The 24,552-nt window shown below is 67.9% G+C and carries 21 protein-coding genes, 1 tRNA gene and 1 pseudogene; 13 read left to right on the plus strand and 10 right to left on the minus strand.

The features are described 5' to 3' along the window. Positions 1-2 precede the first annotated feature (2 nt). Together hutH and hutI are read right to left on the minus strand one after the other, a co-directional pair. Positions 3-1,544, minus strand: a complete 1,542-nt coding sequence (hutH, locus tag E4A48_RS06055) for a histidine ammonia-lyase (RefSeq protein ID WP_142742046.1) — start codon at positions 1,542-1,544, stop codon at positions 3-5. Further along, complete coding sequence (gene hutI, locus E4A48_RS06060; RefSeq protein WP_142743110.1) at positions 1,541-2,743, minus strand: imidazolonepropionase; 1,203 nt, start codon at positions 2,741-2,743, stop codon at positions 1,541-1,543. Before hutI ends, hutH begins: the two co-directional genes overlap by 4 nt. Before the next feature lie 63 nt (positions 2,744-2,806). On the opposite strand from hutI, the gene E4A48_RS06065 reads away from it, so the two are divergent. From E4A48_RS06065 to E4A48_RS06075, 3 genes are all read left to right on the plus strand, one after another. Then, positions 2,807-4,204, plus strand: coding sequence for a formimidoylglutamate deiminase (locus E4A48_RS06065; protein WP_142742047.1), 1,398 nt, complete (start codon positions 2,807-2,809; stop codon positions 4,202-4,204). A 34-nt stretch (positions 4,205-4,238) separates the two neighbouring features. Next, positions 4,239-4,970, plus strand: coding sequence for a histidine utilization repressor (gene hutC, locus E4A48_RS06070; RefSeq protein WP_142742048.1), 732 nt, complete (start codon positions 4,239-4,241; stop codon positions 4,968-4,970). A gap of 172 nt (positions 4,971-5,142) precedes the next feature. Next, positions 5,143-7,131, plus strand: a complete 1,989-nt coding sequence (locus tag E4A48_RS06075) for an SDR family oxidoreductase (protein ID WP_142742049.1) — start codon at positions 5,143-5,145, stop codon at positions 7,129-7,131. A 143-nt stretch (positions 7,132-7,274) separates the two neighbouring features. On the opposite strand, the gene E4A48_RS06080 is transcribed toward E4A48_RS06075, so the two are convergent. The 3 genes from E4A48_RS06080 to E4A48_RS06090 form a co-directional block, all read right to left on the minus strand. Beyond that, positions 7,275-8,279, minus strand: coding sequence for a restriction endonuclease (locus E4A48_RS06080; RefSeq protein WP_039009719.1), 1,005 nt, complete (start codon positions 8,277-8,279; stop codon positions 7,275-7,277). A 201-nt stretch (positions 8,280-8,480) separates the two neighbouring features. Beyond that, a complete protein-coding gene (locus E4A48_RS06085) occupies positions 8,481-9,116 on the minus strand; it encodes a phasin family protein (RefSeq protein WP_142742050.1) in 636 nt (211 codons plus the stop codon). Positions 9,117-9,199: 83 nt separating this feature from the next. After that, positions 9,200-10,474, minus strand: coding sequence for a patatin-like phospholipase family protein (locus E4A48_RS06090; RefSeq protein WP_039010101.1), 1,275 nt, complete (start codon positions 10,472-10,474; stop codon positions 9,200-9,202). A gap of 87 nt (positions 10,475-10,561) precedes the next feature. Between E4A48_RS06090 and E4A48_RS06095 the strand changes: the two genes are divergently transcribed. After that, positions 10,562-11,281, plus strand: coding sequence for an FFLEELY motif protein (locus E4A48_RS06095; protein WP_039009723.1), 720 nt, complete (start codon positions 10,562-10,564; stop codon positions 11,279-11,281). A 156-nt stretch (positions 11,282-11,437) separates the two neighbouring features. Here the strand turns inward: E4A48_RS06095 and E4A48_RS06100 are convergent, their stop codons facing one another. Then, entirely contained in the window at positions 11,438-11,713 is a 276-nt protein-coding gene (locus E4A48_RS06100) for a polyhydroxyalkanoic acid system family protein (RefSeq protein WP_003473856.1), read from the minus strand. A 44-nt stretch (positions 11,714-11,757) separates the two neighbouring features. Here E4A48_RS06100 and E4A48_RS06105 point away from each other — a divergent pair, with 44 nt between their 5' ends. Beyond that, complete coding sequence (locus tag E4A48_RS06105) at positions 11,758-12,630, plus strand: FHA domain-containing protein (protein ID WP_409976363.1); 873 nt, start codon at positions 11,758-11,760, stop codon at positions 12,628-12,630. Here the strand turns inward: E4A48_RS06105 and msrQ are convergent. Beyond that, entirely contained in the window at positions 12,599-13,234 is a 636-nt protein-coding gene (gene msrQ / locus E4A48_RS06110) for a protein-methionine-sulfoxide reductase heme-binding subunit MsrQ (RefSeq protein ID WP_003468300.1), read from the minus strand. The genes E4A48_RS06105 and msrQ overlap by 32 nt on opposite strands. A gap of 94 nt (positions 13,235-13,328) precedes the next feature. Then, positions 13,329-14,297 carry a protein-methionine-sulfoxide reductase catalytic subunit MsrP gene (gene msrP, locus E4A48_RS06115; RefSeq protein ID WP_142742052.1) on the minus strand — a complete coding sequence of 323 codons (969 nt, stop codon included), beginning with the start codon at positions 14,295-14,297 and terminating at the stop codon, positions 13,329-13,331. 149 nt (positions 14,298-14,446) lie between these two features. Between msrP and serC the strand changes: the two genes are divergently transcribed. The 3 genes from serC to aroA all read left to right on the plus strand — a co-directional run bounded on the left by serC (position 14,447) and on the right by aroA (position 18,536). Then, entirely contained in the window at positions 14,447-15,532 is a 1,086-nt protein-coding gene (serC, locus tag E4A48_RS06120; RefSeq protein WP_039009729.1) for a 3-phosphoserine/phosphohydroxythreonine transaminase, read from the plus strand. A gap of 79 nt (positions 15,533-15,611) precedes the next feature. Next, positions 15,612-16,805, plus strand: a complete 1,194-nt coding sequence (gene pheA, locus E4A48_RS06125; RefSeq protein ID WP_142742053.1) for a prephenate dehydratase — start codon at positions 15,612-15,614, stop codon at positions 16,803-16,805. 417 nt (positions 16,806-17,222) lie between these two features. Continuing rightward, complete coding sequence (gene aroA / locus E4A48_RS06130) at positions 17,223-18,536, plus strand: 3-phosphoshikimate 1-carboxyvinyltransferase (RefSeq protein WP_039009733.1); 1,314 nt, start codon at positions 17,223-17,225, stop codon at positions 18,534-18,536. Positions 18,537-18,621: 85 nt separating this feature from the next. On the opposite strand, the gene E4A48_RS06135 is transcribed toward aroA, so the two are convergent. Beyond that, positions 18,622-18,840, minus strand: coding sequence for a hypothetical protein (locus E4A48_RS06135; RefSeq protein ID WP_142742054.1), 219 nt, complete (start codon positions 18,838-18,840; stop codon positions 18,622-18,624). 105 nt (positions 18,841-18,945) lie between these two features. Beyond that, the gene (locus tag E4A48_RS06140; RefSeq protein WP_039009737.1) at positions 18,946-19,605 is read right to left on the minus strand and encodes an energy transducer TonB; all 660 of its coding nucleotides are present in this window, start codon (positions 19,603-19,605) and stop codon (positions 18,946-18,948) included. Between the two features lie 142 nt (positions 19,606-19,747). On the opposite strand from E4A48_RS06140, the gene serS reads away from it, so the two are divergent. From serS to E4A48_RS06165, 5 genes and pseudogenes are all read left to right on the plus strand, one after another. After that, positions 19,748-21,028 carry a serine--tRNA ligase gene (gene serS / locus E4A48_RS06145; protein ID WP_142742055.1) on the plus strand — a complete coding sequence of 427 codons (1,281 nt, stop codon included), beginning with the start codon at positions 19,748-19,750 and terminating at the stop codon, positions 21,026-21,028. 571 nt (positions 21,029-21,599) lie between these two features. Then, positions 21,600-22,586 (plus strand): LysR family transcriptional regulator, encoded by a 987-nt coding sequence (locus E4A48_RS06150; RefSeq protein WP_039009741.1) that lies wholly within the window; start codon positions 21,600-21,602, stop codon positions 22,584-22,586. A gap of 129 nt (positions 22,587-22,715) precedes the next feature. Next, positions 22,716-22,805: transfer RNA gene (locus E4A48_RS06155), tRNA-Ser, on the plus strand. Between the two features lie 84 nt (positions 22,806-22,889). Further along, positions 22,890-23,219, plus strand: a pseudogene (locus E4A48_RS06160) (hypothetical protein); the annotation flags it as partial. A gap of 308 nt (positions 23,220-23,527) precedes the next feature. Further along, on the plus strand, positions 23,528-24,175 hold the full coding sequence (locus E4A48_RS06165; protein ID WP_058196747.1) for a response regulator: 648 nt from the start codon (positions 23,528-23,530) through the stop codon (positions 24,173-24,175). The last annotated feature ends 377 nt before the right edge of the window (positions 24,176-24,552 follow it).

A 24,552-nucleotide genomic window follows, 5' to 3' on the forward strand; every position in this document is an offset into this window, starting at 1 on the left:
GGTCATGATCCGTACGTTGCATCGGGCAGGGACACATCGACGGCCGCCGCCAGCGCGCCAGCGCGTACCAACGCCGTGGCGGCGAGCATGTCCGGATGGAAATAGCGGTCGTCCTGCAGCGCCGGCACCTGTGCGCGCAGCAGCGCGCGTGCCGCTTCCAATGCGGCGCTGGAGGTCAGCGGCGCGTGGAAGTCGCAGCCCTGCGCGGCGGCCAGCAGTTCGATGCCGACCACGTTGGCCGCGTTCTCGGCCATCGCCAGCAGCCGTCGCGCGCCGTGCGCGGCCATCGATACGTGGTCTTCCTGGTTGGCCGAGGTCGGGATTGAATCGACGCTGGCCGGGTAGGCGCGCTGCTTGTTCTCCGACACCAGTGCGGCGGCGGTGACCTGCGGGATCATGAAACCGGAATTGAGCCCCGGCTTCGGAGTCAGGAACGCCGGCAGCCCGGACAGCGCCGGATCCACCAGCATGGCCACGCGGCGTTCGCTGATCGAGCCGATCTCGCAGATCGCCAGCGCCAGCATGTCGGCGGCGAAGGCCACTGGCTCGGCGTGGAAGTTGCCGCCGGACAGCGCCTCACCGGTGTCGCTGAACACCAGCGGATTGTCGGACACGCCGTTGGCCTCGATCGCCAGCGTAGTCGCTGCCTGGCGCATCACGTCCAGCGCCGCGCCCATCACCTGCGGCTGGCAGCGCAGGCAGTACGGATCCTGCACGCGCACGTCGTTGTCACGGTGTGAGTCGCGGATCGCCGAACCCTGCATCAGCGCGCGCAGCGCCGCGGCGGTGGCGATCTGCCCGTGCTGGCCGCGCAGCGCGTGGATGCGCGAATCGAACGGGGTATCCGAGCCTTTGGCTGCCTCGGTGGACAGTGCGCCGGCGACCAGCGCGGCATGGAACACGCGTTCGATCTCGAACAGCCCGGCCAACGCGTAGGCGGTGGAGAACTGGGTGCCGTTGAGCAGCGCCAGGCCTTCCTTCGCGCCCAGCGCCAGCGGCTGCAGCCCGGCCTGCGCCAGCGCCTGCGCGGCCGGCATGCGCTCGCCGCCGACGAAGGCCTCGCCGACGCCGATCATCACCGTGGCCAGGTGCGCCAGCGGCGCCAGATCGCCGGAGGCGCCGACCGAGCCCTGGCACGGCACCACCGGCACCACGTCGTGCTGCAGCAGCGCTTCCAGCAGCGCCAGCGTGGCCGGTCGCACACCGGACGCGCCCTGCGCCAGGCTGGCCAGCTTCAGCGCCAGCATCAGCCGCACCACCGGCACCGGCATCGGCTCGCCGACCCCGGCCGCATGCGACAGCACGATATTGCGTTGCAAGGTGTCCAGGTCCTCGCGCTCGATGCGCACGCTGGCCAGCTTGCCGAAGCCGGTGTTGATGCCGTACACCGGCGCGCCCCTGGCGACGATCGCCTCCACCGTCTGCGCGCTGCGCAGCACCGCTTCGGCGCAGCCGGGATCCAGGCGCACGCCGGCGCCGCGGTACACGGCGCGCCACTGCGCCAGGCTCACCGCGCCCGGGCGCAGCACGATCTCGTTGCTCATAGTCCCCTCCAGATGCGCGCATGCAGCGGGTTGAAGCCCATGCGGTAGACCAGTTCGGCCGGTTGTTCGATGTCCCAGATCGCCAGGTCGCACTGCAACCCGGCGCGCAGCCGGCCGACCTGTTCGTAGCGTCCGAGCGCGCGCGCCGCCTCGCGGGTGAAGCCGGCGATGCATTCGGCCACGCTCATGCGGAACAGCGTCGCTGCCAGGTTCATCGCCAGCAGCGGGCTGGTCAGCGGCGAGGTGCCGGGGTTGCAGTCGGTGGCCAGCGCGCGCGGCACGCCGGCGGCGCGCAGCGCGGCGATCGGCGGCAGCTGGGTGTCGCGGGTAAAGTAGAACGCGCCAGGCAGCAGCACCGCGACGGTGCCGGCGGCGGCCATCGCGGCGACGCCGGCATCGTCCAGGTACTCGACGTGGTCGGCCGAGCGCGCGCCGTAGCGCGCCGCCAGCGCCGCGCCGCCCTGGTTGGACAACTGCTCGGCATGGATCTTCAGCGCCAGGCCGTGCCGTTGCGCGGCCTGGAACACCTGCTCGGTCTGCGCCGGGGTGAAGGCCAGGTGCTCGCAGAACACGTCCACCGCCTCGGCCAGGCCTTGCGCGGCGACTTCGGGAATCATCCGTTCGCAGACCTCGTCGATGTAGGCTTGCGCCTCGGCGCCGGGCGGCACCGCGTGCGCGCCGAGAAAGGTGGGCGACACCGCGACCGGGCGCAGTTCGCCCAGGCGCCGCGCCACGCGCAGCATGCGCAGTTCGTCGTCCAGGGTCAGTCCGTAACCCGACTTGATCTCCACCGTGGTCACGCCTTCGGCCAGCAGCGCATCCAACCGCGGCAGGCTGGCGGCGAGCAGCGCGGCCTCGTCGGCGGCGCGGGTGGCGCGCACGGTGGCGACGATGCCGCCGCCGGCGCGGGCGATGTCGGCATAGCTCGCGCCGAGCAGGCGCTGTTCGAACTCGCCGGCGCGGTTGCCGGCGTAGACCAGGTGGGTATGGCAATCGATCAGGCCCGGGCCGATCCAGCGCCCGCCGCAGTCGACGCTGTGCTGCGCAGCCAACGGTGCCGGCAGCGCCGCGGCGGCGCCGGCATAGACGATGCGCCCGTCGCGGCAGGCGACCACGCCATCGCGGACTTGCCCCAGCCCGCCGTCGTCGGCGTCCAGGGTCATCAGGTGAGCGTTGTGCCAGAGCGTGTCGCAGGGCATGGTCACGAGCGGGCTCGTCGGTTATTTTGTATATACAATATTGTGGTCGACGGAGGGTGTCCAGTGCAGACCCTGGCGCAGCAACAGGCTGGCGGGAACGAGAGGACGAGCGGTTTCTGGTGTGCGCAGGCGCTGCTGCCCGAGGGCTGGGCGCGCGACGTGCGGATCGAGGTGCGTGACGGGCACATCGCCGCGGTGCAGTCCGGCGTGGCCGCGATGTCCGGCGACCAGGCGCTGGCGATCGCCGTGCCCGGGCTGGGCAACCTGCACAGCCACGCGTTCCAGCGCGGCATGGCCGGGCTGACCGAGGTCGGTGGCCGCAGCGGCGACAGTTTCTGGAGCTGGCGCGAGCTGATGTACCGCTTCCTGCAGCGGCTGGACCCGGACAGCATGCAGGCCATCGCCGAACAGGCCTACGTGGAAATGCTCGAGGCCGGTTTCACCCGCGTCGGCGAATTCCATTACCTGCACCATGCCGCCGACGGCCGGCCGTATGCCGACCGTGCGGAGATGGCGCAGCGCCTGGCCGCCGCCGCGCAGAGCAGCGGCATCGGCCTGACCCTGCTGCCGGTGTTCTACGCGCATGCCGATTTCGGCGGCGCCGCGCCGAACCCGGCGCAGCGGCGCCTGATCCATGATCTGGAGGGCTACGTCGAACTGCTCGACGGCAGCCGCCGCGCGTTGTGCGGTCTCGACGATGCGGTGCTCGGCATCGCTCCGCACAGCCTGCGTGCGGTGACCCCGGACGAACTGACCGCGCTGCTGCCGCTGTGCGACGGCCCGGTGCACATCCACATCGCCGAACAGACCCGCGAGGTCGAGGCCTGCCTGGCCTGGAGCGGGCAGCGGCCGGTGCAATGGCTGCTGGCGCATGCGCCGGTGGACGCGCGCTGGTGCCTGGTCCACGCCACCCACGTCGATGCCGCCGAAGTGCAGGCGATCGCCGCCAGCGGCGCGGTGGTCGGCCTGTGCCCGATCACCGAGGCCAATCTCGGCGACGGGCTGTTCCCGATGCGCGCGTTCGTCGCTGCGGGCGGACGCTTTGGCGTCGGCTCCGATTCCAACGTGCTGATCGATGCGGCCGAGGAGTTGCGCCTGCTCGAATACGGTCAGCGCCTGCAACTGCGCGGGCGCAATGTGCTCGCCGGCGACGCCGCGCAATCCAGCGGCGGTTTCCTGTTCCGGTCCGCCGCGCATGGCGCGGCGCAGGCGCTGGGCGTGGTGCGGGGCCTGCAGGCGGGCGCGCCGGCCGATCTGGTCGAACTGGATCCTGCGCATCCGGCGCTGTGCGCGCGCAACGGCGATGCCTTGCTGGACAGCTGGATCTTCGCCGCGCGGCGCGGCGCGGTGCGTTCGGTCTGGCGCAACGGCCGCGAGTTGGTGCGCGACGGGCGCCATCATCGCCGCGATGCGGTCGTCGCGGCCTATGCGCGAGCGTTGACCGCGCTGCTTGACGCATGATCCGTCTGCGCGATGCCGCTGCGCGGGAGCGCCGATGAGCCAGACCCGGCCCGCGGCGACGCTCAACCACCGCATTCGCAGCGACATCGAAGGGCATATCCGCAGCGGCGCATGGCCGCCGGGCCATCGCATTCCCTCCGAGCACGCGCTGATGGCGCAGTACGCCTGCTCGCGGATGACGGTCAACAAGGTGCTGGCGATGCTGGCCGACGCCGGCATGATCGAGCGCCGCCGCCGCGCCGGCTCGTTCGTGGCGCGGCCGCATCCGCACATCGAGCAGGTGGCGTTGGAGATCCCCGACATTCCGGTCGAGGTCGCCGCGCGCGGCCATGCCTACCGCTTCGCACTGCTGGAACGGTGCCAGCGCGCGCCGCACGCTGCGTTGCCGCAGGAAGCCGAGGTCGCTGCCGTCGGCACGCTGCTGTCGCTGCACTGCCTGCACTTCGCCGACGGGCGCCCGTTCGCATTGGAGGAGCGGGTGATCAATCCGGTGGCGGTGCCGGAAGCGCTGCAGATGGATTTCGCGGTCGTCGTGCCCGGCAGCTGGCTGCTGCAGCACGTGCCGTGGACCCGCGCAGAGCATCGCATCAGCGCGGTCGGCGCCAACCCCGAGCAGGCGGCGCGGTTGCAGGTGGCGGCCGGCACCGCCTGCCTGCTGATCGACCGGCAGACCTGGCGCGGCGAACAGGCCGTGACCTTCGTACGCCAGATATTCCTCGGCGACACCTACGACCTGGTGGCGCGGTTCTCGCCGGGCGGACGCTGAGCATCGCGCGCGGCGTCGATCGCCGCGGTCGGCGCTGGCCGATGCTGCGCCGCCGCACGGCCGGTGCCGCGCGCCATACCCAACGTGCGTTTGTCCTGCCTGCCGCGCTCTGGCAAGTTAGCGCCCAGGACGAGGCGAGGGGCCGCGGCCGCAGTACGAGGAATGGTTCGGCATGACGTATTTCGTTACGGGCGCCACCGGTTTCATCGGCCGTTATCTGATGGCCAATCTGATGCGGCGCAAAGGCCGCATCCACGTCCTGGTGCGCAAGGAGTCGCAACGCAAGTTCGATGCGCTGGTGCGCGAGCAGGGCTGGGACGGCAAGCGCCTGGTGGTGCTGCATGGCGATGTCGGCGCCGACTGTTGCGGCCTGGACGCGGCGCAACGCCAGGCGCTGCGCGGCAAGGTCAGGCACGTCTTCCATCTGGCCGCGTTGTACGACCTCACTGCCAAGGCCGAGGCGCAGCGCGTGGCCAATCTGGACGGCACCCGCAACGCGCTGGAGCTGGCGGCGCAGATCGGCGCCGGCATCTTTCACCACACCAGCTCGATCGCGGTGGCCGGTCTATATCCCGGCATCTTCCGCGAGGACATGTTCGAAGAAGCCGAAGCTCTGGACGATCCCTACCTGCGCACCAAGCACGATGCCGAGGCGCTGGTGCGCGCCGAAACCCGGATCAAGTGGCGCATCTACCGCCCTGGCATGGTGGTCGGCGATTCGCGCACGGGCGCGATCGACAAGATCGACGGGCCGTATTACTTCTTCCCATTGATCAAGAAGCTGCGCCAGCTGTTGCCGCCGTGGGCGCCGATGCTCGGCATCGAGGGCGGGCGCATCAACCTGGTGCCGGTGGATTTCGTCGCCGATGCGATGGACCACATCGCGCACAAGCCCAAGCTCGACGGCCACACTTTCCACCTCACCGATCCGGAGCCGCTGCGCGTGGGCGAGGTGCTCAACGCGTTCTGCCGCGCCGGCCACGCGCCGGAGATGACCTTGCGGGTGGACGCGCGGATGTTCGCATTCGTGCCGGCGGGCATCCGCGCCGCGGTCGGCGGGCTGCCGCCGATCCGCCGCTTCACCGGCATGCTGCTGCGCGATTTCCGCATCCCGCGCGAGGTGCTGAAGTTCATCACCTATCCCACCCGCTTCGACAGCCGCGAGACCGAGCGCGCGCTGAAGGGCAGCGGCATCGCCGTGCCACGGCTGGAAGACTACGCCTGGCGCCTGTGGGACCATTGGGAACGGCACCTTGATCCGGACCTGTTCGTGGACCGCACGCTGAAGGGCAAGGTGCGCGGCAAGGTGGTGCTGATCACAGGCGGCTCCTCAGGCATCGGCCTTGCCACCGCGCAGCGCGTGGCCGAAGCCGGCGCCACCACCATCATCGTCGCCCGCGGCGAGCAGGAACTGTTCGCCGCACGCGATGCGATGAACGCCAGGGGCGGCAAGGTGTTCGCCTATACCGCCGACCTGTCCGACCTGGCCGGCTGCGATGCGCTGCTCAAGACCGTGCTCGAAGCGCACGGCCATGTCGATGTGCTGATCAACAACGCCGGCCGCTCGATCCGCCGCTCGATCGAACTCAGCTACGACCGCTTCCACGATTTCGAGCGCACCATGCAGCTGAACTACTTCGGCAGCCTGCGCCTGATCATGGGCGTGCTGCCGGGCATGACCGCGCGGCGCAAGGGCCACATCATCAACGTCAGCTCGATCGGCGTGCTGGCCAATTCGCCGCGTTTCTCCGCCTATGTGGCCTCCAAGGCGGCGCTGGACGCGTGGAGCCGCTGCGCGCAGGGCGAACTGTCGGGCAAGGGCATCAGCTTCACCACGGTCAACATGCCGCTGGTGAAGACGCCGATGATCGCGCCGACCAAGATGTACGACAGCGTACCCACGCTGAGCGTGGAGGAAGCCGCTGATCTGATGGTCAAGGCGATCATCGAGCGCCCGAGCCGGGTGGCGACGCGGCTGGGCATCTTCGCCGCGCTGGTCAACGCGGTGGCGCCGAAGGCCTACGAGCTGGTGATGAACACCGCCTTCGAACTGTTCCCGGATTCTGCCGCCGCCAAGGGCGACCGCAAGGTGCTACGCGAGGCCAAGCCCAGCCAGGAGCAGATCGCGTTCGCGGCGTTGATGCGGGGGGTGCATTGGTGAGGCCGGGACCAGGGACCGGGGACCCGGTGGATTTCGGTTGCAAAATCCGTGCGCTTGATTCGAGATTGATGGAAACAAAAAAGCGACCGCGATGGTCGCTTTTTGCTTTGGCTTTTACGCTCTTGCAGGTCCCCGGTCCCGACTCAAAACGTCCTACATTGCCGCCAGCGCACCGGCTCGTCGCGGTCGGGGCGCGGATTGAGCTGGATGCGCGCGGTGCGCAGCGAGGGATAGCGTTCCACTTCCTTGCAGATCCGCGGCCAGACCTGCGCGTCGTCGTCGCGGCGGTCGATCACCAGAGTCATCCGGGTCTGCCAGATGCCGCGGATCACGCCGGGCGTCTTGGCCAGGGCCTTGGACACCGACTGGCGATAGCCGGCTTCGGTGGCGGGGTCGGGTGCTGCGCTGGCGGCCGGTTCGGGCTCGGATACGGGCGCCGCTGACGGCCCTGTCGCCGCGGCGGGCGAGGCGCTTGGCGCGGGCGGCGCTGCTGCCGGCTTGGGTTGGGCGGGTGCAGGGAGCGCCGCGATCGATGCCGCGTCGGTGCTGCGCTGCTGCAGCGCCAGTCCGCCCAGTCCCACCAGCAGGCCCAGGGTCACGGCGGCCAGTGCGGCGATCACGGTATGCCGCTGCGCCCGTCGGCGGCTGGCGCCGATCACTCCGTCCTCCAGTTCGCTCGGCAGGTAGCGCTTGAGCATCGGCCAGATGCGGCGGCCGTCGAGGATTTCCACCGACTGTTTCTCGGCCGCGGCGATGCCGTCGCGCTGCACCGTGCCCTCGGTGACCAGGATGCCGCCTTGCGCCCCCATCAGCCGCGCCGTCGCACCCAGTTCGTTGACCGCGGCCGAGCCGATCCGGTAGGCGCGGCCGTGCTTGCACGACAACAGCCAGCGCGCGTCGCCGCGGGTCATCACGAAGTCGCTCTGCGGTTCCTGGAACACGTCCTCGTCGGCCACCGCGTCGTGCAGGTCGCGTTGCTCGCGCATCGCGCGCCGCACCATGCGCGAGAAATCGCGCCAATGCAGTCCAGCCAGGGCATTCAGCCCGGCGCTGGTCTCGTTCTCGCGGCGCCGGACCACCCACAGATAGAGCGTGGCAGCGAGCCATGCGCCCACTGCCAAGACCGTTGCCACTATCCAGGAAAACATGCTCGTACCCGCGTAACGCTATTCGATGACGCCAGTTTATCGCCAGCGTGTCACAGCGCCGGCAAGGCGACAGCGGGGAACGGCGGACAGAAGAAGACCCGCCAGTCCGAAGCCGCGAGGGGAGGGGAACAAACGGTCTTCAGAGGGACTGGCGGGTCCGTCCCAATTTTCGGAAAAAACCTGCTGCTTTGCAACAAAACCTTATTCAGCGGGCGTCTGCGCCGCGGCGCGCTTGCGGCTGGCGCGTTTCGGCGCGGGCGTGGCGCTGGCCACGACCGGGCCGGCACGGCGTTGCGCCGGCGCTGCCTGCCTGGTCGGGCGGGACTTGGGTGCGGCGGTCTTTGCCGCCTTCCTGGCTGCGGGCGCCTTGACCGGTGCCTGGCGTGCGCGGCGGCCGCTGCCCAGGTTGCGCAGTTCGGCATTCAAAGCATCTACGCGATCGAGCAAAGTGCCGAGGTCTTCGCGGCTGGGCACTTCCAGCCTGCGCAACGCGCGTTGCACCCGGTCCTCGAACACCTTCTCCAACCGATCCCAGGTATCGGCGGCGCGTTCGCGCGCCTGGCCGACCCGGTTCTCCACCACATCGCGCACCGCATCGACGCCGCCGCCGGCCAGCTTGCGCGTGCTCTGCTCCAGGGTCAGACCTTCCTTCACCAGGGTTTCGAACAGCTTGCCGCCTTCGGCCTGGGCGCGGCCAAACGCGCCGACCCCGGCCAGCCATACCTGCTGCGCCGATTCGCCCAGGCGCTTGGACAGCTTTTCCGCCTGCGCCTGCAGGCCCTCGTCGCTGGCGGCGGCGGTCTTCTTTTTGCGTGCGGATTTCTTCAGAGTGGCCATGACGGTGCGGTTCCTGCGGCGGTTGGGTGGCTGGATTGGAGACTCACGGCGTTGGTTAGAGCAATCACACCAGCGCCGGCGTCTCAGTCGGTGGAAAGTGGCGGTGCGCGCCGCGTGCGGCGGCTGGCGCGGCGTCGGGCGATGACCTGATCGATGTCGTCGAGCGCGCGGCGCAGGCGCGCAGTGGCTTCGGTGGTGCGCCCTTGCTGCACGTCCACGCCGTCGGTGAAGGTGCGCTGGCGATCGTTGAGGATCTCATGGCGCAGGGCGATGCCGTGCGCGGCCAGCATCGGTTCCAGCACCTGGGCGTTGCCGCGCAGGTCGGCCAGGGTGTTGCGATAGGCCAGCTGGCAGACGCGGTGGCGTGCGGAATAGCTGAACAGATTGGTGAAGAACAGTTCGCTGTTGTCGGCATTGGGCTCGAACACCAGCTGGTCCACCCGCGGGTATTGCTGTGCGTACTTCTCCAGCCCGACCTGCATGCGCGACTGCAGCAGGGTGCGCAATGTCTGCGACAGCACCGCCGGCAGGCCGCCGCTGAGCAGCCGCGCGCGGTCGATCTGGCCGTTGCGGCGTGGCGCGTGGGTGGCGTCGTAGGGGACCAGCGGGTTGATCCCGATCATCAGGTCGATGCCGCGCTCCAGCAGGGTGGAGGCGTGCATCGTGCGCCGCAGCGCGCCGTCGACGTAGTGGCGGCCGTCGATCTCCACCGGCGGATACAGCCCCGGCAGCGCGGCGCTGGCCTGCACCGCCAGCGAGATCGGCACCTGGTCCATGCCCGGCTCGCCGAAACGCACGGTGCGGCCGCTGTCCAGGTCCACCGCGACCACGAACAGGTCGGTGTCCAGGGCGCGGAAGTCGTTGCTGCGGCCGCGCCGGCTGAACACGTCCTGCATGAAGCGTTCGACCCCGGCGTTGTCGAACAGCCCGCTGGGCACCAGCCCGCCGAAGCGGGTGATCAGGTCCGACCAGCGGGTCTTGCGCGGCTCGGTCAGCAGGTCGTGCCACCAGCCGTAGGCGAGCTTGGGCAGGGTCGCGGCGCGGCGCAGGTATTCGTAGACGTTGGGGCGCAGGAAATCCTCGGGCCGGAACCGCGCATCGTCGCTGTTGCCGGTGACGAAGATCCGGCAGATCTCTGCGCTGCTGATGCGATTGGCCAGGCCGGCGGTCAGGAACGCGCCGGAACTGACCCCGACGTAGCAGTCCAGCCGGGTCAGGTCGAGTCCGTCCAGGGCTTCGTCCAGCGCGCGCAGCGCGCCGAGTCCGTACATGCCGCCGATCGGGCCGCCGCCGGCGATGGCCAGGCCGATACGGCCTTGGGAACGGGGGCGTGGCGTGGCGCTGTGGAGGGAAAGCATGCGCGGTTCGCGAAGGGCGTTGGCCGGAGTGTAGCCGAGCGGCATGATGCTTGCGGTCACGCCCGGCGACCAGCATCATCGGCCCCCATGGCGCGCAGCAATCCCGTCCTGGAACGACTCGGCCGCCGTCTGGCATGGCATCAGGCCGTGCACGATCCGGCGCACGAGCCGCGCAATGCGTTGCGCTGGCTGCAGGAACTGCGGCGCTGGCAGACGCAGCGGCTGGAGCGCAGCTTCGAACACTTTCTGGAGGACCCGCAGCGGCGCCCGGCGGCGATGTTCTTCCTGACCGACGTCTATGGCGACCGCGATTTCAGCCGGCGCGACGCCGACATCGTCAAGGTGCTGCCGATGATGCAGCGGCTGATGCCGGCCACGCTGCTGGACACGGTCGCCGACGGCATCGAGCTGGGCGCGCTGACCCACGCACTGGACCTGCGCATGGCCGAGGCGCTGCAGGCGTTGGCGCCGCGCCGCAAGCGCCTGGACGACGACTTGTACGCGCAGGCCTACCGACATACTGGCCTGCGCCGCCTGCGCCTGCATCAGATCGACCTGATCGCCAGTGTCGGCCTTGGCCTGGCCACCGCGGTGCACACCACGGGCGTACGCATGCTGCTGCGCTTCGCGCGCGGCCCGGCCAAGGCGGCGGGGCTGTCGGAATTGCAGGGGTTCCTGGAACGCGGCTTCGACGCGTTTTCCAAACTCGGCGACGCCGAAGGCTTCATGGGCGATATCGAAACCACCGAGCGCGAGGTTTCGCGGCGTTTGTTCGCCGGACACCCGCAGCCGTTCGCCTTCGACTGAGCGGGTCGCGGTGGTTCCTTCTCCCATCGGGAGAAGGTGCCCCGAAGGGGCGGATGAGGGTACGGGCGGAGCCTCGTGTCCCTATCTCTACGAGTCGCTTTCGCGCCGGACCCTCACCCCAACCCCTCTCCCAAGGGGAGAAGGCGCTATTGCCGCTCAGCCCAGCTTTTCGGCCAGCACGCGGCGTATTTCGCTTTCCACTGTGCCCTTCAGCGCCGACAGCAGGAAGCCCAGCTCGGCGGTGACGTGCACCTGCTTGGGCAGCAGTTCGATGCGCCCGTCCACACCGGAGCGCGAGAACAGCAGCGCATCGCCGTCCCAGCGCGATTCCAGGTCGAAACGTTCGGATAGCTTTTTGGCGGCGTCCTCGATCGCCTTGCGTGCTTGTGCGGGGGTTTTGCCGTGGTCGTGGCGGATGTCGATGCTGGACATGCTGGCTCCTGTGCGGGCATGCGGCCCGCGGAAAAGATCAGGCATTGTGCGTATGCGCGCAGTGTTGTCCAGGCACGGCGCGCTTCTTCAAGCGCGGGCAACCTGCTAGGCTCCCCGCCGTGTCCGACCTGCAAGTCCATTTCAGCAATCGCCAGCAACCCGACCGACCCTTGCGCGCGGGCGTGCACCGCATCGTGCGGCAGGCGTCCGGGCATGTGCGCGTGGTCGACGACAGCCAGGGCGCGCTGCTGCTGGCGCAGTTCTGCCTGGACCGGCGCGGTCTATGGCTGCAGGTGGTCAACGGCGCCCGCGGCATCCACGTGAACGGGCGTCCGGTACGGCGCATGGCGCTGCTGCGCGCCGGCGATGCGGTCTATGCCGATGGCGTGGAAATGGTGGTCCGGGGCGCGTGCGAGCCGCTGCAGCGCCTGCCCGATGCGGCCGAAGGCGAGGGCGACGATCCGCGGCTGGTGCTGCGCGGGGTCGGCGGCCAGCACCATGGCCGCAGCTATACCCTGGACCGGGTGCGCAGCATCGGCCGCCTGCGCGACTGCGACATCTGCATCGACGATCCGGCCTTCGCCGAACGCCACGCGCGCCTGGAGCGGCATGGCGAGCGCGTGCTGCTGCGCGGGCTCGGCGATGCGCAGACCCAGGTCAACGGCAATGCGGTACGCGATTGCTGGCTGCAGCCGGGCGACCAACTGGTGTTCGACACGCAGCACCGCTTCGTGCTGGAGGTGCCGCAGGTGGTCGCTGGCGAGCCGTTGAAGCACGATCCGGCCAGCGTCCCGGCGGCCGCCGCAGCGGAACCCCCAGCGCGTCCGGCTACCGCCTTGCGCTGGCCGTGGCTGCTGCTCAGCGCCTTGCTGCTGGCCGCCGCGCTCAGCGGGCTGCTGTGGTTCGGCGCGCGCTGAGCGCCCGCCAGCCGCGCCAGCCCAGCAGCAGCGCCAGGATCGCCGCGTACAGCAGCGGTTCGCGGATGTCCGATTTCACCAGCCACCAGAAGTGCAGCACCGCCAGCACGCCGATCGCGTAGATCGCCTTGTGCAGCTTGCCCCAGTTGCGCTTGAGCCGGCGCATCCAGCCCTGGGTGGAGGTGATTGCCAGCGGGATCAGCAGTAGCCAGGCGATGAAGCCGACGGTGATGTAGGGCCGCTTGACGATGTCCTCGAAGATCTGCGCCCAGTAGCCGCGCAGGTCCAGACCCAGATACACACCCAGATGCACGCAGGCATAGAAGAACGCATACAGTCCGAGCATGCGCCGGAACCGCAGCAGCACCGATTGCCCGCTCAGCTGCCGCAGCGGCGTGATCGCCAGGGTCAGCAACAGCAGCCGCAACGCCCACAGCCCGGTACGGTGCTCGATCTCGGCCACCGGATCGGCACCGAGCGCATCGCTGCCGCTCTGCCACACCTGCCAGAACTGCCAGCCCAGGTAAGCCAACGGCGCCAGCGCCAGCACATGGACCATGCCCTTGGCCGCGATCAAACCAGAGGGCCCGGACTTCACCGCCATGTCGCGACTGCCCCGACCAAGCAACGCGCCCGCCCAACGCCGAAACCGCCGGCTTTTTCCGGGCCCCGAGTCCCGAGTCCCGGGTCCCGAGCGTTCAATACCATTTCTTCAGATCCATCCCCGCATACATCCCCGCCACCTGCTCGGCATAGCCGTTGAACGGGCGGGTCGGGATGCGTTCGGCGAACAGCTTGCTGGCCTTGCCGGCGATACGGCGCTCGGTCTTCTGGCTCCAGCGCGGATGGTCCACCGCCGGATTGACGTTGGAGAAGAAACCGTACTCCGAGGCCTGCAATTCGTGCCAGGCGGTCTCCGGCATGCGCTCGACGAAGCGGATCTCGACGATGGATTTGATGCTCTTGAAGCCGTATTTCCACGGCACCACCAGCCGCAGCGGCGCGCCGTTCTGCTGCGGCAGCGGCTTGCCGTACAGGCCGGTGGCGAGCAGGGTCAGCGGGTTCATCGCCTCGTCGATGCGCAGGCCTTCCTTGTACGGCCAGTCGATCGAGCGGTAGCGGATGCCGGGCATCTGCTGCGGATCGGCCAGCGTGGTGAAGGCGACGTACTTGGCCTTGGAGGTCGGTGCGAAGCGCTTGAGCACCGCGGCCAACGGCACCCCCAGCCACGGGATCACCATCGACCAGCCTTCAACGCAGCGCAGCCGGTAGATGCGCTCCTCCTGGCTGCTGCCCTTGAGCAGATCGTCCAGCGCCAGGGTGCCGGGCTTTTCGCATTCGCCGGACACCTTCACCGACCACGGTGCAGTGCGCAGGGTCTTGGCCGCCTTCGACGGGTCGGTCTTGTCGGTGCCGAATTCGTAGAAGTTGTTGTAGCTGGTGACGTCCTCGTAGCGGGTCAACTCCTCGCTGGTGCGAAAGCCGTTGCGCGCCTGTTCCGTGGTCACCACTGTCTTCGGCGGGGCCGGCGGTTCGGCCTCGGCGCAGCCGACCAGGCCCATCGCCGGCGCCATCGCCATGGCCTGCAGCAGCCGCCGCCGATCGCGGTAGAGCGCCTCGTCAGTGATCTGGCGGCTGGGGATATTGAGCACATCGCGCAATGACATGGCTGACTCCTGGAGGGGCGGACGACCGCCGACGAGTTCAGTACAGACTACGCGTGGGCGAGGTCAATGGATGCAAATGCAACCTAAATTGTCCGGGCCGCAAGCTGCTGCGCTGCGGCATACTAGGCGTCTTGTCCGATAGGTGCCCCATGACACGCGCGTTCAATTTCAGTGCCGGCCCCGCTGCATTGCCGGAATCGGTCCTGCGCCAGGCGCAGGCGGAGATGTTGGAGTGGAACGGCGTGGGCGCCTCGATCGTGGAGCTGAGCCACCGCGGCGCCGAGTTCATGGCGGTGGCGGCCGAGGCCGAAGCCGATCTGCGCCGCCTGATCGACATCTCCGACGACTACGCGGTGCTGTTCCTGTCCGGCGGCGCCACTACCCAGCAGGCGCTGCTGGCGCTGAACTTCGCCGCGCCCGGGCAGACCGTGGATTACGTGGTGACCGGACACTGGGGCAAGACCGCGATCAAGCAGGTCAGCCCGTACGCCAACGTGCACGTCGCCGCCAGCAGCGAGGCCGGCGGCTTCCACGACATCCCGCCGCGCGCCAGCTGGCAGCTCAGCGCCGATGCCGCCTACGTGCACATCACCGCCAACGAGACCATCCATGGCGTCGAGTTCCGCGACGCGCCGGACGTGGGCGCGGTGCCGCTGTTCGCCGATTTCAGTTCCAGCATCGCCGCCGAGCCGATCGACGTGTCCAAGTACGCGGTGATCTACGCAGGCGCGCAGAAGAACCTGGGCCCGGTCGGCGTGGCGGTGGTCATCATCCGCAAGGATCTGTTGCAGCGCAGCGGCCAGCCGCGCGCCGACATTTTCGACTACCGCTCGCACGTCGCGCGCGATTCGATGCTCAATACGCCGCCGACCTGGAACTGGTACCTGGCCGGGCTGGTGTTCAAGTGGATGCTGGCCGAGGGCGGGGTGGAAGAGTTCGCGCGCCGCAACCAGGCCAAGTCGGCGCTGGTGTACGCGGCGATCGACGGCTCCGGCGGCTTCTACCGCAACGACGTGGTGGCCGCTGCGCGCTCGCGGATGAACATCCCGTTCTTCCTGCCGGACGACACCCTCACCGCGCGCTTCGTCGCCGAATCCAAGGCCGCCGGGCTGCTTGCGCTGAAGGGCCACAAGGCGGTCGGTGGCATCCGCGCCTCGCTGTACAACGCGATGCCGGTGGCCGGCGCGCAGGCGCTGGTCGCCTTCATGCGCGACTTCCAGCAACGCAACGGCTGAGCCATCCCCCTGTAGGAGCGGCTTCAGCCGCGACCGGATCGCCCAGCAGGCGCTCCGGAACATCGAGGAACCACGATCCATGGCCGCAAAGCCGAACAAATCCCGAACCGCACACGCCGAATCGAGCAAGTCGGCCAAGCTGGCCAAGCCGGGCAAGCCGACATCGACCGCCATCGCCATGCCCGCAGACGCGGCGCCGGCGCTGGCCGACGTGCGCGCCAAGATCGACGAGATCGACCGCACCATCCAGGCGCTGATCGCCGAGCGCGCGCAGTTCGCGCACCAGGTCGGCAAGGCCAAGGGCAAGCTCGCCGCCGCGGTGGACTACTACCGTCCAGAGCGCGAGGCGCAGGTGCTGCGCATGGTGGTGGACCGCAACCAGGGGCCGCTCAGCGACGAAGTGCTGGTGCACGTGTTCCGCGAGATCATGTCCGCCTGCCTGGCACAGCAGGAGCCGCTGAAGATCGGCTATCTCGGCCCGGAAGGCACCTTCAGCCAGCAGGCGGTGCTCAAGCATTTCGGCCGCTCGGCAGTGGGCATGCCGATGGCGACGATCGAGGAAGTGTTCCAGGAAGTGGAGAGCGGCAATGCCGATTTCGGCGTGGTGCCGGTGGAGAATTCCGGGCAGGGCACGATCCAGGTCACCCTGGATATGTTCCTGACCTCGAACCTGAAGATCTGCGGCGAGACCGAGCTGCGCGTGCACCAGTACCTGCTGTCGCGCACCGGCCGGCTCGATGCGATCGAGCGCATCTATGCGCATCCGCAGTCGTTCGCGCAGACCGCCGGGTGGCTGCGCGCGCATCTGCCGAAGGTGGAGAAGATCCCGGTGTCGAGCAATGCCGAGGGCGCGCGGCGCGCGCGCAATGCGGAGGATGCGGCGGCGATCGGCGGGGAGAGTGCGGCGCATGTGTACGCGCTGAAGAAGGTGATCATGAAGTCGATCGAGGACGACGACGACAACACGACGCGCTTCCTGGTGATCGGCCGGCAGATCTTTCCGCCATCCGGGCACGATCGTACGTCGGTGTTGGTGTTCATCCACGATAAGCCGGGTGCGCTGTTCGATGTGCTAAGTCCGTTCGCGCGGCATGGGATCAGCATGAACCGGATCGAGTCTCGGCCTTCGCATCAGGCGAAGTGGGAGTATGGGTTCTTTATCGATCTGGCCGGGCATGTGGAGGACGAGGCGATGCAGCAGGCGTTGGCGGAGTTGAAGGCGCATTCGGCGCAGATCAAGGTGTTGGGGTCTTATCCGGTGGCGGTGCCTTGATCTGGTCTGTGTGACTGCTGTAACTGGTTTGGCGGTAGAGCAAAAGCAACAGAAAGGGCAAAGGCTTTCGCGCGTTGCGCGACTTACTTTGATCGGCCTGCGGCCGCTGAGGAGCGCTTCTTTGAACGGCCAAAGAAAAGTAAGCAAAAGAAAGGCCGCCCCAGTCAGGTCGCCCCGCGCTGCGCGCGGGGTCCGCGAGCAACCTGGGATTTTTCGATGGCACATCCATGTGCCAGCGAAAAACGACGCGCATCCTGCGCGTCGCCCCTGCGGGGTTTTCCCCGGGCCGCTCGCCGACCCTCAATGGGGACCCCTGAAAAGCAAACGGCAACTGCAACAGCAAGATCGACAGCGGCGGCAAGATCAACAGCGACAGTGGGCCCGCGGGGCGGGTGGCTGGCAATCTCAGGAATAGTGATGAGCAACGAGCAGTACTGGATCGCGACGAAGGGCTCTGCTTTGCAGGGGACGTTGAATGTGCCGGGCGACAAGTCGGTCTCGCATCGGGCGGTGATGTTCGCGGCGTTGGCCGATGGGGTGTCGCGCATCGATGGGTTCTTGGAGGGCGAGGACACGCGGTCGACCGCGGCGATCTTCGCCAAGCTCGGGGTCAGGATCGAGACGCCGTCGCCGTCGCAGCGGATCGTGCACGGGGTCGGCGTCGATGGCTTGCAGGCACCGCAGGGCGAGCTGGATTGCGGCAATGCCGGTACCGGGATGCGGCTGCTGGCCGGGTTGCTGGCGGCGCAGCCGTTCGATAGCGTGCTGGTCGGCGATGCGTCGCTGTCCAAGCGGCCGATGCGTCGCGTCACCGAGCCGTTGGCGCTGATGGGCGCGCGGATCGACACCGACGCAAACGGCGTGCCGCCGCTGCGCATCCATGGCGGGCAGCCGCTGCGCGGCATCGACTTCGCCTCGACGGTGGCCAGCGCCCAGGTCAAGTCGGCGGTGCTGTTGGCCGGGCTGTATGCCGATGGCATCACCTCGGTGCAGGAAGCGCATCCGACCCGCGACTACACCGAGCGCATGTTGTCCGCGTTCGGCGTGGAGATCGCGTTCGCACCCGGCCAGGCGCGCCTGCGCGGCGGCCAGCGGCTGCACGCCAGCGACATCGCGGTGCCGGCCGATTTCTCCTCGGCAGCGTTCTTCATCGTCGCTGCCAGCATCGTTCCCGGCTCGGATATCACCCTCAAGGCTGTCGGCCTCAATCCGCGCCGCACCGGCCTGCTCGCCGCGCTGCGGCTGATGGGCGCGGACATCGTCGAGCACAATCACAGCGAACATGGCGGCGAGCCGGTGGCCGACTTGCGCGTACGCTACGCGCCGCTGCGCGGGGCGCAGATTCCCGAAGCGGTGGTGCCGGACATGATCGACGAATTTCCGGCGCTGTTCGTCGCCGCGGCCGCCGCGCAGGGCCAGACCGTGGTCAGCGGCGCGGCCGAGCTGCGGGTCAAGGAATCCGACCGCCTGGCCGCGATGGCCACCGGTCTGCGTAGCCTGGGCATCGTGGTCGACGAGACGCCCGACGGCGCCACGATCCATGGCGGTTTGCTGGGCGGCGGGGTGATCGAAAGCCACGGCGACCATCGCATCGCGATGGCATTCGCGATTGCCGGCCAACTGGCCGATGGCGAGGTGCGGATCAACGATGTGGCCAACGTGGCGACCTCGTTCCCGGGCTTCGACACGCTGGCGCGCACTGCTGGATTCGGCCTGGCCGCCAGTGTCTGAGGCGAGTCGCGGCCGGCAGCACACGGCCGCCTCAACTATCGATCACCACTGCAGGGTGGTGAATCAAGTGTAGGGAAGCGCGGGTTTACGGAGCGCGCGGTGGATCGCTGGCAGGCGTCGCCGCAGCCGGCGCAGTGGGAGGGATCTGGTCTGCGCGATCGCGGCCCAGCCACCAACCGCTGGCGACCAGCACCAGCGCGATCACGACGATCCATGCCCACGGTGACCCAAGATGGGCGTGCGGAGGCACTGCGTCATCGTGCTTGCGCGGACACAGCTCCTGCGTATCGTGCGGTCTGGACATGGGCGTGCTCCTGCGTCGTGGGACGCAGGCAGCTTTGTCCGGATACGGTTAGCGGTGTGTCAGCCGCCCGTGAACTACGGAAGCGCGCCGCAAGTGCGGTTCAGCTTACTGAGCCGGCTTGAAATCGAATGGAATCTCGAGGCTGCCGGCCACCGCCTGGCCGTTCTGCTGCGCCGGGCGGAAGCGCCAGCGGCGCACTGCTTCCATTGCCGCGCGATCCAGTTCGCGCGAACCGCTGCGCCTGACCAGGGCCACACCGCCGGGGATGCCGCTGGCGTCCACTTCGACCCGCACCACCACCGTGCCGCTGTCGCCGCTGCGCAAGGCTGCCGACGGATAGCGCGGTGGCGCTTGCCCTTCCAGCGGCACAGGACGATCGCCTGGTGCCAGTACGGTGGCGTTCGTCCCCGCAGCAGCACCTTCGGTGGCGCCGGGCAGCGCCGCCATCGTATCGGCCGGCAGCGGGGCAGGCGGCGCGGTCTCGACCAGTTTCGGCGCATCCTCCGCTGTCGGCGGTTTGGCTTGCGGCATGTCGCTGGCGCCGCTGCTGGCGGGCAGTGGCTCGGGCAGCGGCTTGACCTCCGCGGCGTCCTGGTGCACCTGCGCCGGCTGCGGCTTGTAGAAGTCGTTGTCCTTGCGCCCGACCAGCCACACTGCAAGGAACAGCAGCAGCCCGGCGCAGAAGGCGATGCCGACGATCACGAGGAGGCGGCGCGGCAGGCGCAGCACGATGCCGCTGTTGGACGACGGAGGCGACGTGGACATGGGACTCACCATAGGGAACCGCTGGATTCTGGCATAGCCGCGGTTAATCGGGTGCGCCGCGGGGCGCAGCCTCCCTTGTTTCGGCAAAAGCGCGGCTGACAGGCGATAATGCGCGGCTCCGATCCATCCACGTGCCGCGCCCATGCTCGATCCTGTCCTGCTCCGCCAACAGCCCGCCGACCTCGCCGAGCGCCTGCGCACCAGCCGCGGCTATGCGCTGGACGTGGCCGCCCTGGAAGCCCTGGAGGCCGATCGCAAGCGCATCCAGGTGCGGACCCAGGAATTGCAGAGCCTGCGCAACAGCCGATCCAAGGCGATCGGCCATGCCAAAGCCAAGGGCGAGGACGTGACTGCACTGATGGCCGAAGTCGCTGGATTCGGCGACGAACTGAAAGCGTCCGAACATCGCCTGGATGAGATCCGCGCGCAGCTGGAGACGCTGGCGCTGGAGATTCCCAACCTGCCGCAGGCCGACGTGCCGGCCGGCAAGGACGAGGCCGACAACGTCGAAGTGCAGCGCTGGGGTACGCCGCGCAGCTTCGATTTCGAGGTCAAGGATCATGTGGAACTGGGCGCGCGCCACGCCTGGCTGGACGGCGAGACCGCGGCCAAGCTGTCGGGCGCGCGCTTCACCGTGCTGCGCGGACCGATCGCGCGCCTGCACCGCGCGCTGGCGCAATTCATGCTCGATCTGCATACCGGCCCGCACGCCTACCAGGAAACCAACGTGCCGGTGATCGTCAACGCCGACAGCCTGTACGGCACCGGCCAGTTGCCCAAGTTCGAAGAGGACATGTTCGCCACCCAGTTGGGCGAACAGAAACGCTACCTGATCTCCACTTCCGAGATCTCGCTGACCAACCTGGTCCGCGACGAGATCGTCGAGGCTGAGCGCTTGCCGCTGCGCATGACCGCGCACTCGCTGTGCTTTCGCTCCGAGGCCGGCAGCGGCGGACGCGATACCCGCGGCATGATCCGCCAGCACCAGTTCGAGAAGGTGGAACTGGTCAGCATCTGCCGTCCCGAGGACAGTGCCGCCGAGCACGAACGCATGACCCGCTGCGCCGAGGTGGTGTTGGAGACGCTGGGGCTGCCGTACCGCAAGGTGCTGCTGTGCACCGGCGACATGGGCTTCTCGGCGACCAAGACTTACGATCTGGAAGTCTGGCTACCGTCGCAGCAGACCTACCGCGAGATCTCCTCGTGCTCCAACTGCGGCGACTTCCAGGCGCGGCGCATGCAGGCGCGCTGGCGCAGTCCCGCCACCGGCAAGCCGGAACTGTTGCACACGCTCAACGGTTCCGGCACCGCGGTCGGCCGCGCGATGATCGCGGTGATGGAGAACTACCAGAACGCTGACGGCTCGATCGGCGTGCCCGATGCGCTGCGTCCGTACATGGGCGGCCTCGACCGCATCGGTTGAGCTTCAGGCCCTGCGCTCGCGGCGCGGCGACCGGTCTTGCGGCACTATCCGGCGGTCATTGTGGGAGCGACTTCAGTCGCGACGGTCATTACCAGGAAAGCCTGTCGCGACCGAAGTCGCTCCCACAGTCGTTGCCAATTGACGAAAACCGCTCCCGTTTGGCGTCCTGTGCCTTGCCGCTGTGCGGATGTGTGGCTGCGTATTCGCCCACCTCGGGCAGGATTCCATCCGACCTGCCATCCCCGGCACTTCGCTCGCCTGCGTTCGCAGCCAGACGTGTTCGATCGTATCGCCGCACCGGCAATCAAGACGCCGGTGTTGCTGCATGCGTGAATCGCTGCGCACGACCCAGCAGCCACTTGCCGATGCAAAGCACAAGGCCGGGGCAGGGCGTTCACGCCACCGCGCTGTCGCAAAGCGGGAGCCGCTGCGCCGTTGCTGCCGGAACGGGCCGCCGCAGCTGCGTTCGCCATGCGCCATGTCAGCCAGGCCCGATTGCACAGCATTGATCGTTGTGGGAGTAGAATGAATCCAATGCGATTTCATCCATCGTTCTGAATATCGAAAGAACATGCACGATCTCAACGACCTATACTACTTCGCGATGGTGGTCGATCACGGCGGTTTCGCCGCCGCCGAGCGCGCCTTGGGCATTCCCAAGTCGCGTCTGAGCCGCCGCATCAGCCAGCTGGAAGCCGATCTGGGCGTGCGTCTGCTGCAGCGTTCCACGCGCCGCTTCGCGGTCACCGACCTGGGCATGAGTGTGCATCGGCATGCGCAGACGATGCTGGCCGAAGCGCAGGCCGCGCGCGAGGTGGTGGACCGACTCAGCGCCGAGCCGCGCGGCCTGGTGCGGGTCAGCGTGCCGGTGTCGCTGGCGCAGATGCAGCTGCCCAAGCTGCTGCCGATGTTCCTCGACCAGTACCCGAAAGTGCGCCTGCAGCTGAACATCAGCAACCGCCGCGTGGACATCATCAACGAAGGCTACGACGTCGCGCTGCGCGTGCGCTCGCGCCTGGACGATGACGGCAGCCTGGTGATGCGCAGCTTCGGCCAGGTGCAGGAACTGCTGGTGGCCAGCCCCAAGTACCTCGACCGCGCCGGCCGTCCAAAGGATCCGGAAGAACTGTCCGCGCACGTGACCTTGAGCATCAGCGAGGACGAGGCGCGGCAGCGCTGGGAACTGCACGGACCGGCCGGCGAAGTGCGCCGCGTCGACCTGCAGCCACGCGTGGCCGGCTTCGACTTCCCGCTGCTGCAGTCGATGGTCAAGGACGGCTTCGGCATCACCCTGCTGCCGGAGACGGTTTGCGCCGACGCGGTGCGCAATGGCGAACTGGAAGTGGTGCTGCCGGAATGGTCGCTGCCGCAGGGCATCTGCCACGCCGTGTTCGCCTCGCGCCGCGGTCTGCTGCCGGCGGTACGCGTGTTCATCGACTTCCTCGCCGAGCACCTGCCACGCCAGATCGAGGACTCGCGCCTGGACTGCGGCAGTTGCCCGGAGCGGGGCAAGGCCAAGCATTCGACTCTGGGCGCGATGGCGGTCGAGGCCGGCTGAGCAAAACCGGCGCGGTCGTGCGAAAATGCACCGCCGCAGAGCAATAGCCATCGCTGTTAGCCGCTCCAATCAGTTGCAAGCACATGCCCGGCAATCTGGCATGCAGGGTGAAGCGGCGTAGTCGAAATCGGAGAGATGGCCGAGCGGTTTAAGGCACCGGTCTTGAAAACCGGCGAAGGGTCAAACCTTCCGTGGGTTCGAATCCCACTCTCTCCGCCAACCTCCGCTAAGTCATTGATTTTAAATTAAAATCAGTGGTGTTGGCGGATTGGAAAGCAGGAAGCGTGCAGAGGAAACACTCGCATGCGCATTCCTCATCATCTGAGCCGGTCTGCCACCGGTCGCTGGTCGTTCGTCCAACGTGTTCCTGTCGCTTTGCAAACCGTGATGGGCTGCCTGCTTATCAAACGCACGCTGCAGATGACGCTGGGCAAAGCCCGAGACGCATTCCTGGCGACGCTCAAGGGCTCGACTGTGCCCAAGACCTACACGATCAAGAAGACAGCCATCGAGGCGTTGGTGGCGTTCTTGGGGCCGACGATGAAGGTCCATGCCATCACCCGGTCAGACTTGGCGCATTGGTATCAGGACATGCGTGAGAAGGGGCGTCCACGCCCACGGCTGACGAGCCAGGCCAGGAAAATCTGACCCGATGTCAGGCTTTGCCCTGATAACGTTGTCGCCTGCCGGCCACGATACTTCGCCTGCCTGGCGCAGGTACCGCCGCGCGCTCCTGAAGGAGCAAACAGGCTGGTCCTCGCCTGCGTGCCAAGCCTTGAGTAAGCTCGGTGTGGTATTTTTTTCAGCATGATGACAACGCAGTGCGACCAGTTGAGCGATCTGTGAAGGCTGGATGATTTTGTCTACAACTTTCAGTTGCCCTGAACAATTCACGTCGTTAGTCTTGCCGCGCAGCGTTCGCTGCATTGGGGTTGAATGAGATGACCATTAGAGTTTTTTTGGTCGACGATCACGCTCTTGTCCGTACCGGCATGAAGCTGATCCTTTCGAATCAGACCGACATCGAGATCGTCGGTGAGGCCGAGAGCGGCGAGGTCGCCATGCCGCAGATCCGCCAGCTCAAGCCTGACATCGTGCTCTGCGATCTGCACATGCCGGGCGTCAGCGGGCTCGAGGTCACCGAACGCATCGTCAAGGGCGACCACGGTACCAAGGTCATCATCGTGTCGGTGCTGGAGGACGGCCCGTTGCCCAAGCGCCTGCTCGAGGCTGGCGCGTCCGGCTACGTGGGCAAGGCCGGCGACGCGCAGGAATTGCTGCGCGCGGTACGCGACGTAGCGATGGGCAAGCGCTACCTCGGCGCCAACATCGCGCAGAACCTGGCGCTGGCCAATCTGGGAGGCGGCGGCTCGCCGTTCGATACGCTGTCTCCGCGCGAGCTGGAAGTCGCATTGCTGCTGACCCGCGGGCTGCGCCAGGAAGACATCGCCAAGCGCCTGAGCCTCAGCGCCAAGACGGTCAACACGCACAAGGCGCGACTGTTCGAGAAGGTCGGCATCCATGACAACATCGCGCTGGCGCGGCTGGCAACGCAGTACGGTCTGCTGGATCCTGCGCACCCGCTGTAAGCGCCGGTTGTCCACCCCTCACTTGAAAAAAGCGACCTGACCGGTCGCTTTTTTTGTGCCGCGTGCAGAAATGGCCGTCGCGACTGATGGTCCGTCCGTAGCCTCCGTAGCCGCTCCCGCAAGTTGCGAGTCCCGGTTCTGGATCGGTTGCCTGCAAAGCGTCGTTGCGGACGGCGTTTGTCGCGGCTGAAGACGCTCCTACAGTCGGGTGTCGGCGCTGTTGTGAGGCGAGGTGGGCGGCGCAAAGCGGTTTGTCGGTGTCCGTAGTCGGTTGCGTGCGGAGTGGATCCCTGCGTTGCGTAGAGGAGGTTTCGCGCTCGGACCACGTCCGCAGCGTTCGCTGGAAAAGCCGCAGTCGCGCTAGCGAGAGACAAAAA

Source organism: Xanthomonas translucens pv. cerealis (assembly GCF_006838285.1).
GTDB lineage: Bacteria > Pseudomonadota > Gammaproteobacteria > Xanthomonadales > Xanthomonadaceae > Xanthomonas_A > Xanthomonas_A cerealis.

What these genes read in the sequence shown, in the direction of transcription:
- E4A48_RS06085 (WP_142742050.1), bottom strand. Translation starts at nt 9,116, where the DNA reads ATGGCCACTCTGAAGAAATCCGCACGCAAAAAGAAGACCGCCGCCGCC.
- E4A48_RS06075 (WP_142742049.1), top strand. Translation starts at nt 5,143, where the DNA reads ATGACGTATTTCGTTACGGGCGCCACCGGTTTCATCGGCCGTTATCTG.
- E4A48_RS06140 (WP_039009737.1), bottom strand. Translation starts at nt 19,605, where the DNA reads ATGTCCACGTCGCCTCCGTCGTCCAACAGCGGCATCGTGCTGCGCCTG.
- hutC (WP_142742048.1), top strand. Translation starts at nt 4,239, where the DNA reads ATGAGCCAGACCCGGCCCGCGGCGACGCTCAACCACCGCATTCGCAGC.
- serC (WP_039009729.1), top strand. Translation starts at nt 14,447, where the DNA reads ATGACACGCGCGTTCAATTTCAGTGCCGGCCCCGCTGCATTGCCGGAA.
- E4A48_RS06135 (WP_142742054.1), bottom strand. Translation starts at nt 18,840, where the DNA reads ATGTCCAGACCGCACGATACGCAGGAGCTGTGTCCGCGCAAGCACGAT.
- pheA (WP_142742053.1), top strand. Translation starts at nt 15,612, where the DNA reads ATGGCCGCAAAGCCGAACAAATCCCGAACCGCACACGCCGAATCGAGC.
- E4A48_RS06150 (WP_039009741.1), top strand. Translation starts at nt 21,600, where the DNA reads ATGCACGATCTCAACGACCTATACTACTTCGCGATGGTGGTCGATCAC.
- hutI (WP_142743110.1), bottom strand. Translation starts at nt 2,743, where the DNA reads ATGCCCTGCGACACGCTCTGGCACAACGCTCACCTGATGACCCTGGAC.
- E4A48_RS06095 (WP_039009723.1), top strand. Translation starts at nt 10,562, where the DNA reads ATGGCGCGCAGCAATCCCGTCCTGGAACGACTCGGCCGCCGTCTGGCA.
- msrQ (WP_003468300.1), bottom strand. Translation starts at nt 13,234, where the DNA reads ATGGCGGTGAAGTCCGGGCCCTCTGGTTTGATCGCGGCCAAGGGCATG.
- E4A48_RS06100 (WP_003473856.1), bottom strand. Translation starts at nt 11,713, where the DNA reads ATGTCCAGCATCGACATCCGCCACGACCACGGCAAAACCCCCGCACAA.
- E4A48_RS06165 (WP_058196747.1), top strand. Translation starts at nt 23,528, where the DNA reads ATGACCATTAGAGTTTTTTTGGTCGACGATCACGCTCTTGTCCGTACC.
- E4A48_RS06090 (WP_039010101.1), bottom strand. Translation starts at nt 10,474, where the DNA reads ATGCTTTCCCTCCACAGCGCCACGCCACGCCCCCGTTCCCAAGGCCGT.
- hutH (WP_142742046.1), bottom strand. Translation starts at nt 1,544, where the DNA reads ATGAGCAACGAGATCGTGCTGCGCCCGGGCGCGGTGAGCCTGGCGCAG.
- E4A48_RS06080 (WP_039009719.1), bottom strand. Translation starts at nt 8,279, where the DNA reads ATGTTTTCCTGGATAGTGGCAACGGTCTTGGCAGTGGGCGCATGGCTC.
- aroA (WP_039009733.1), top strand. Translation starts at nt 17,223, where the DNA reads ATGAGCAACGAGCAGTACTGGATCGCGACGAAGGGCTCTGCTTTGCAG.
- serS (WP_142742055.1), top strand. Translation starts at nt 19,748, where the DNA reads ATGCTCGATCCTGTCCTGCTCCGCCAACAGCCCGCCGACCTCGCCGAG.
- msrP (WP_142742052.1), bottom strand. Translation starts at nt 14,297, where the DNA reads ATGTCATTGCGCGATGTGCTCAATATCCCCAGCCGCCAGATCACTGAC.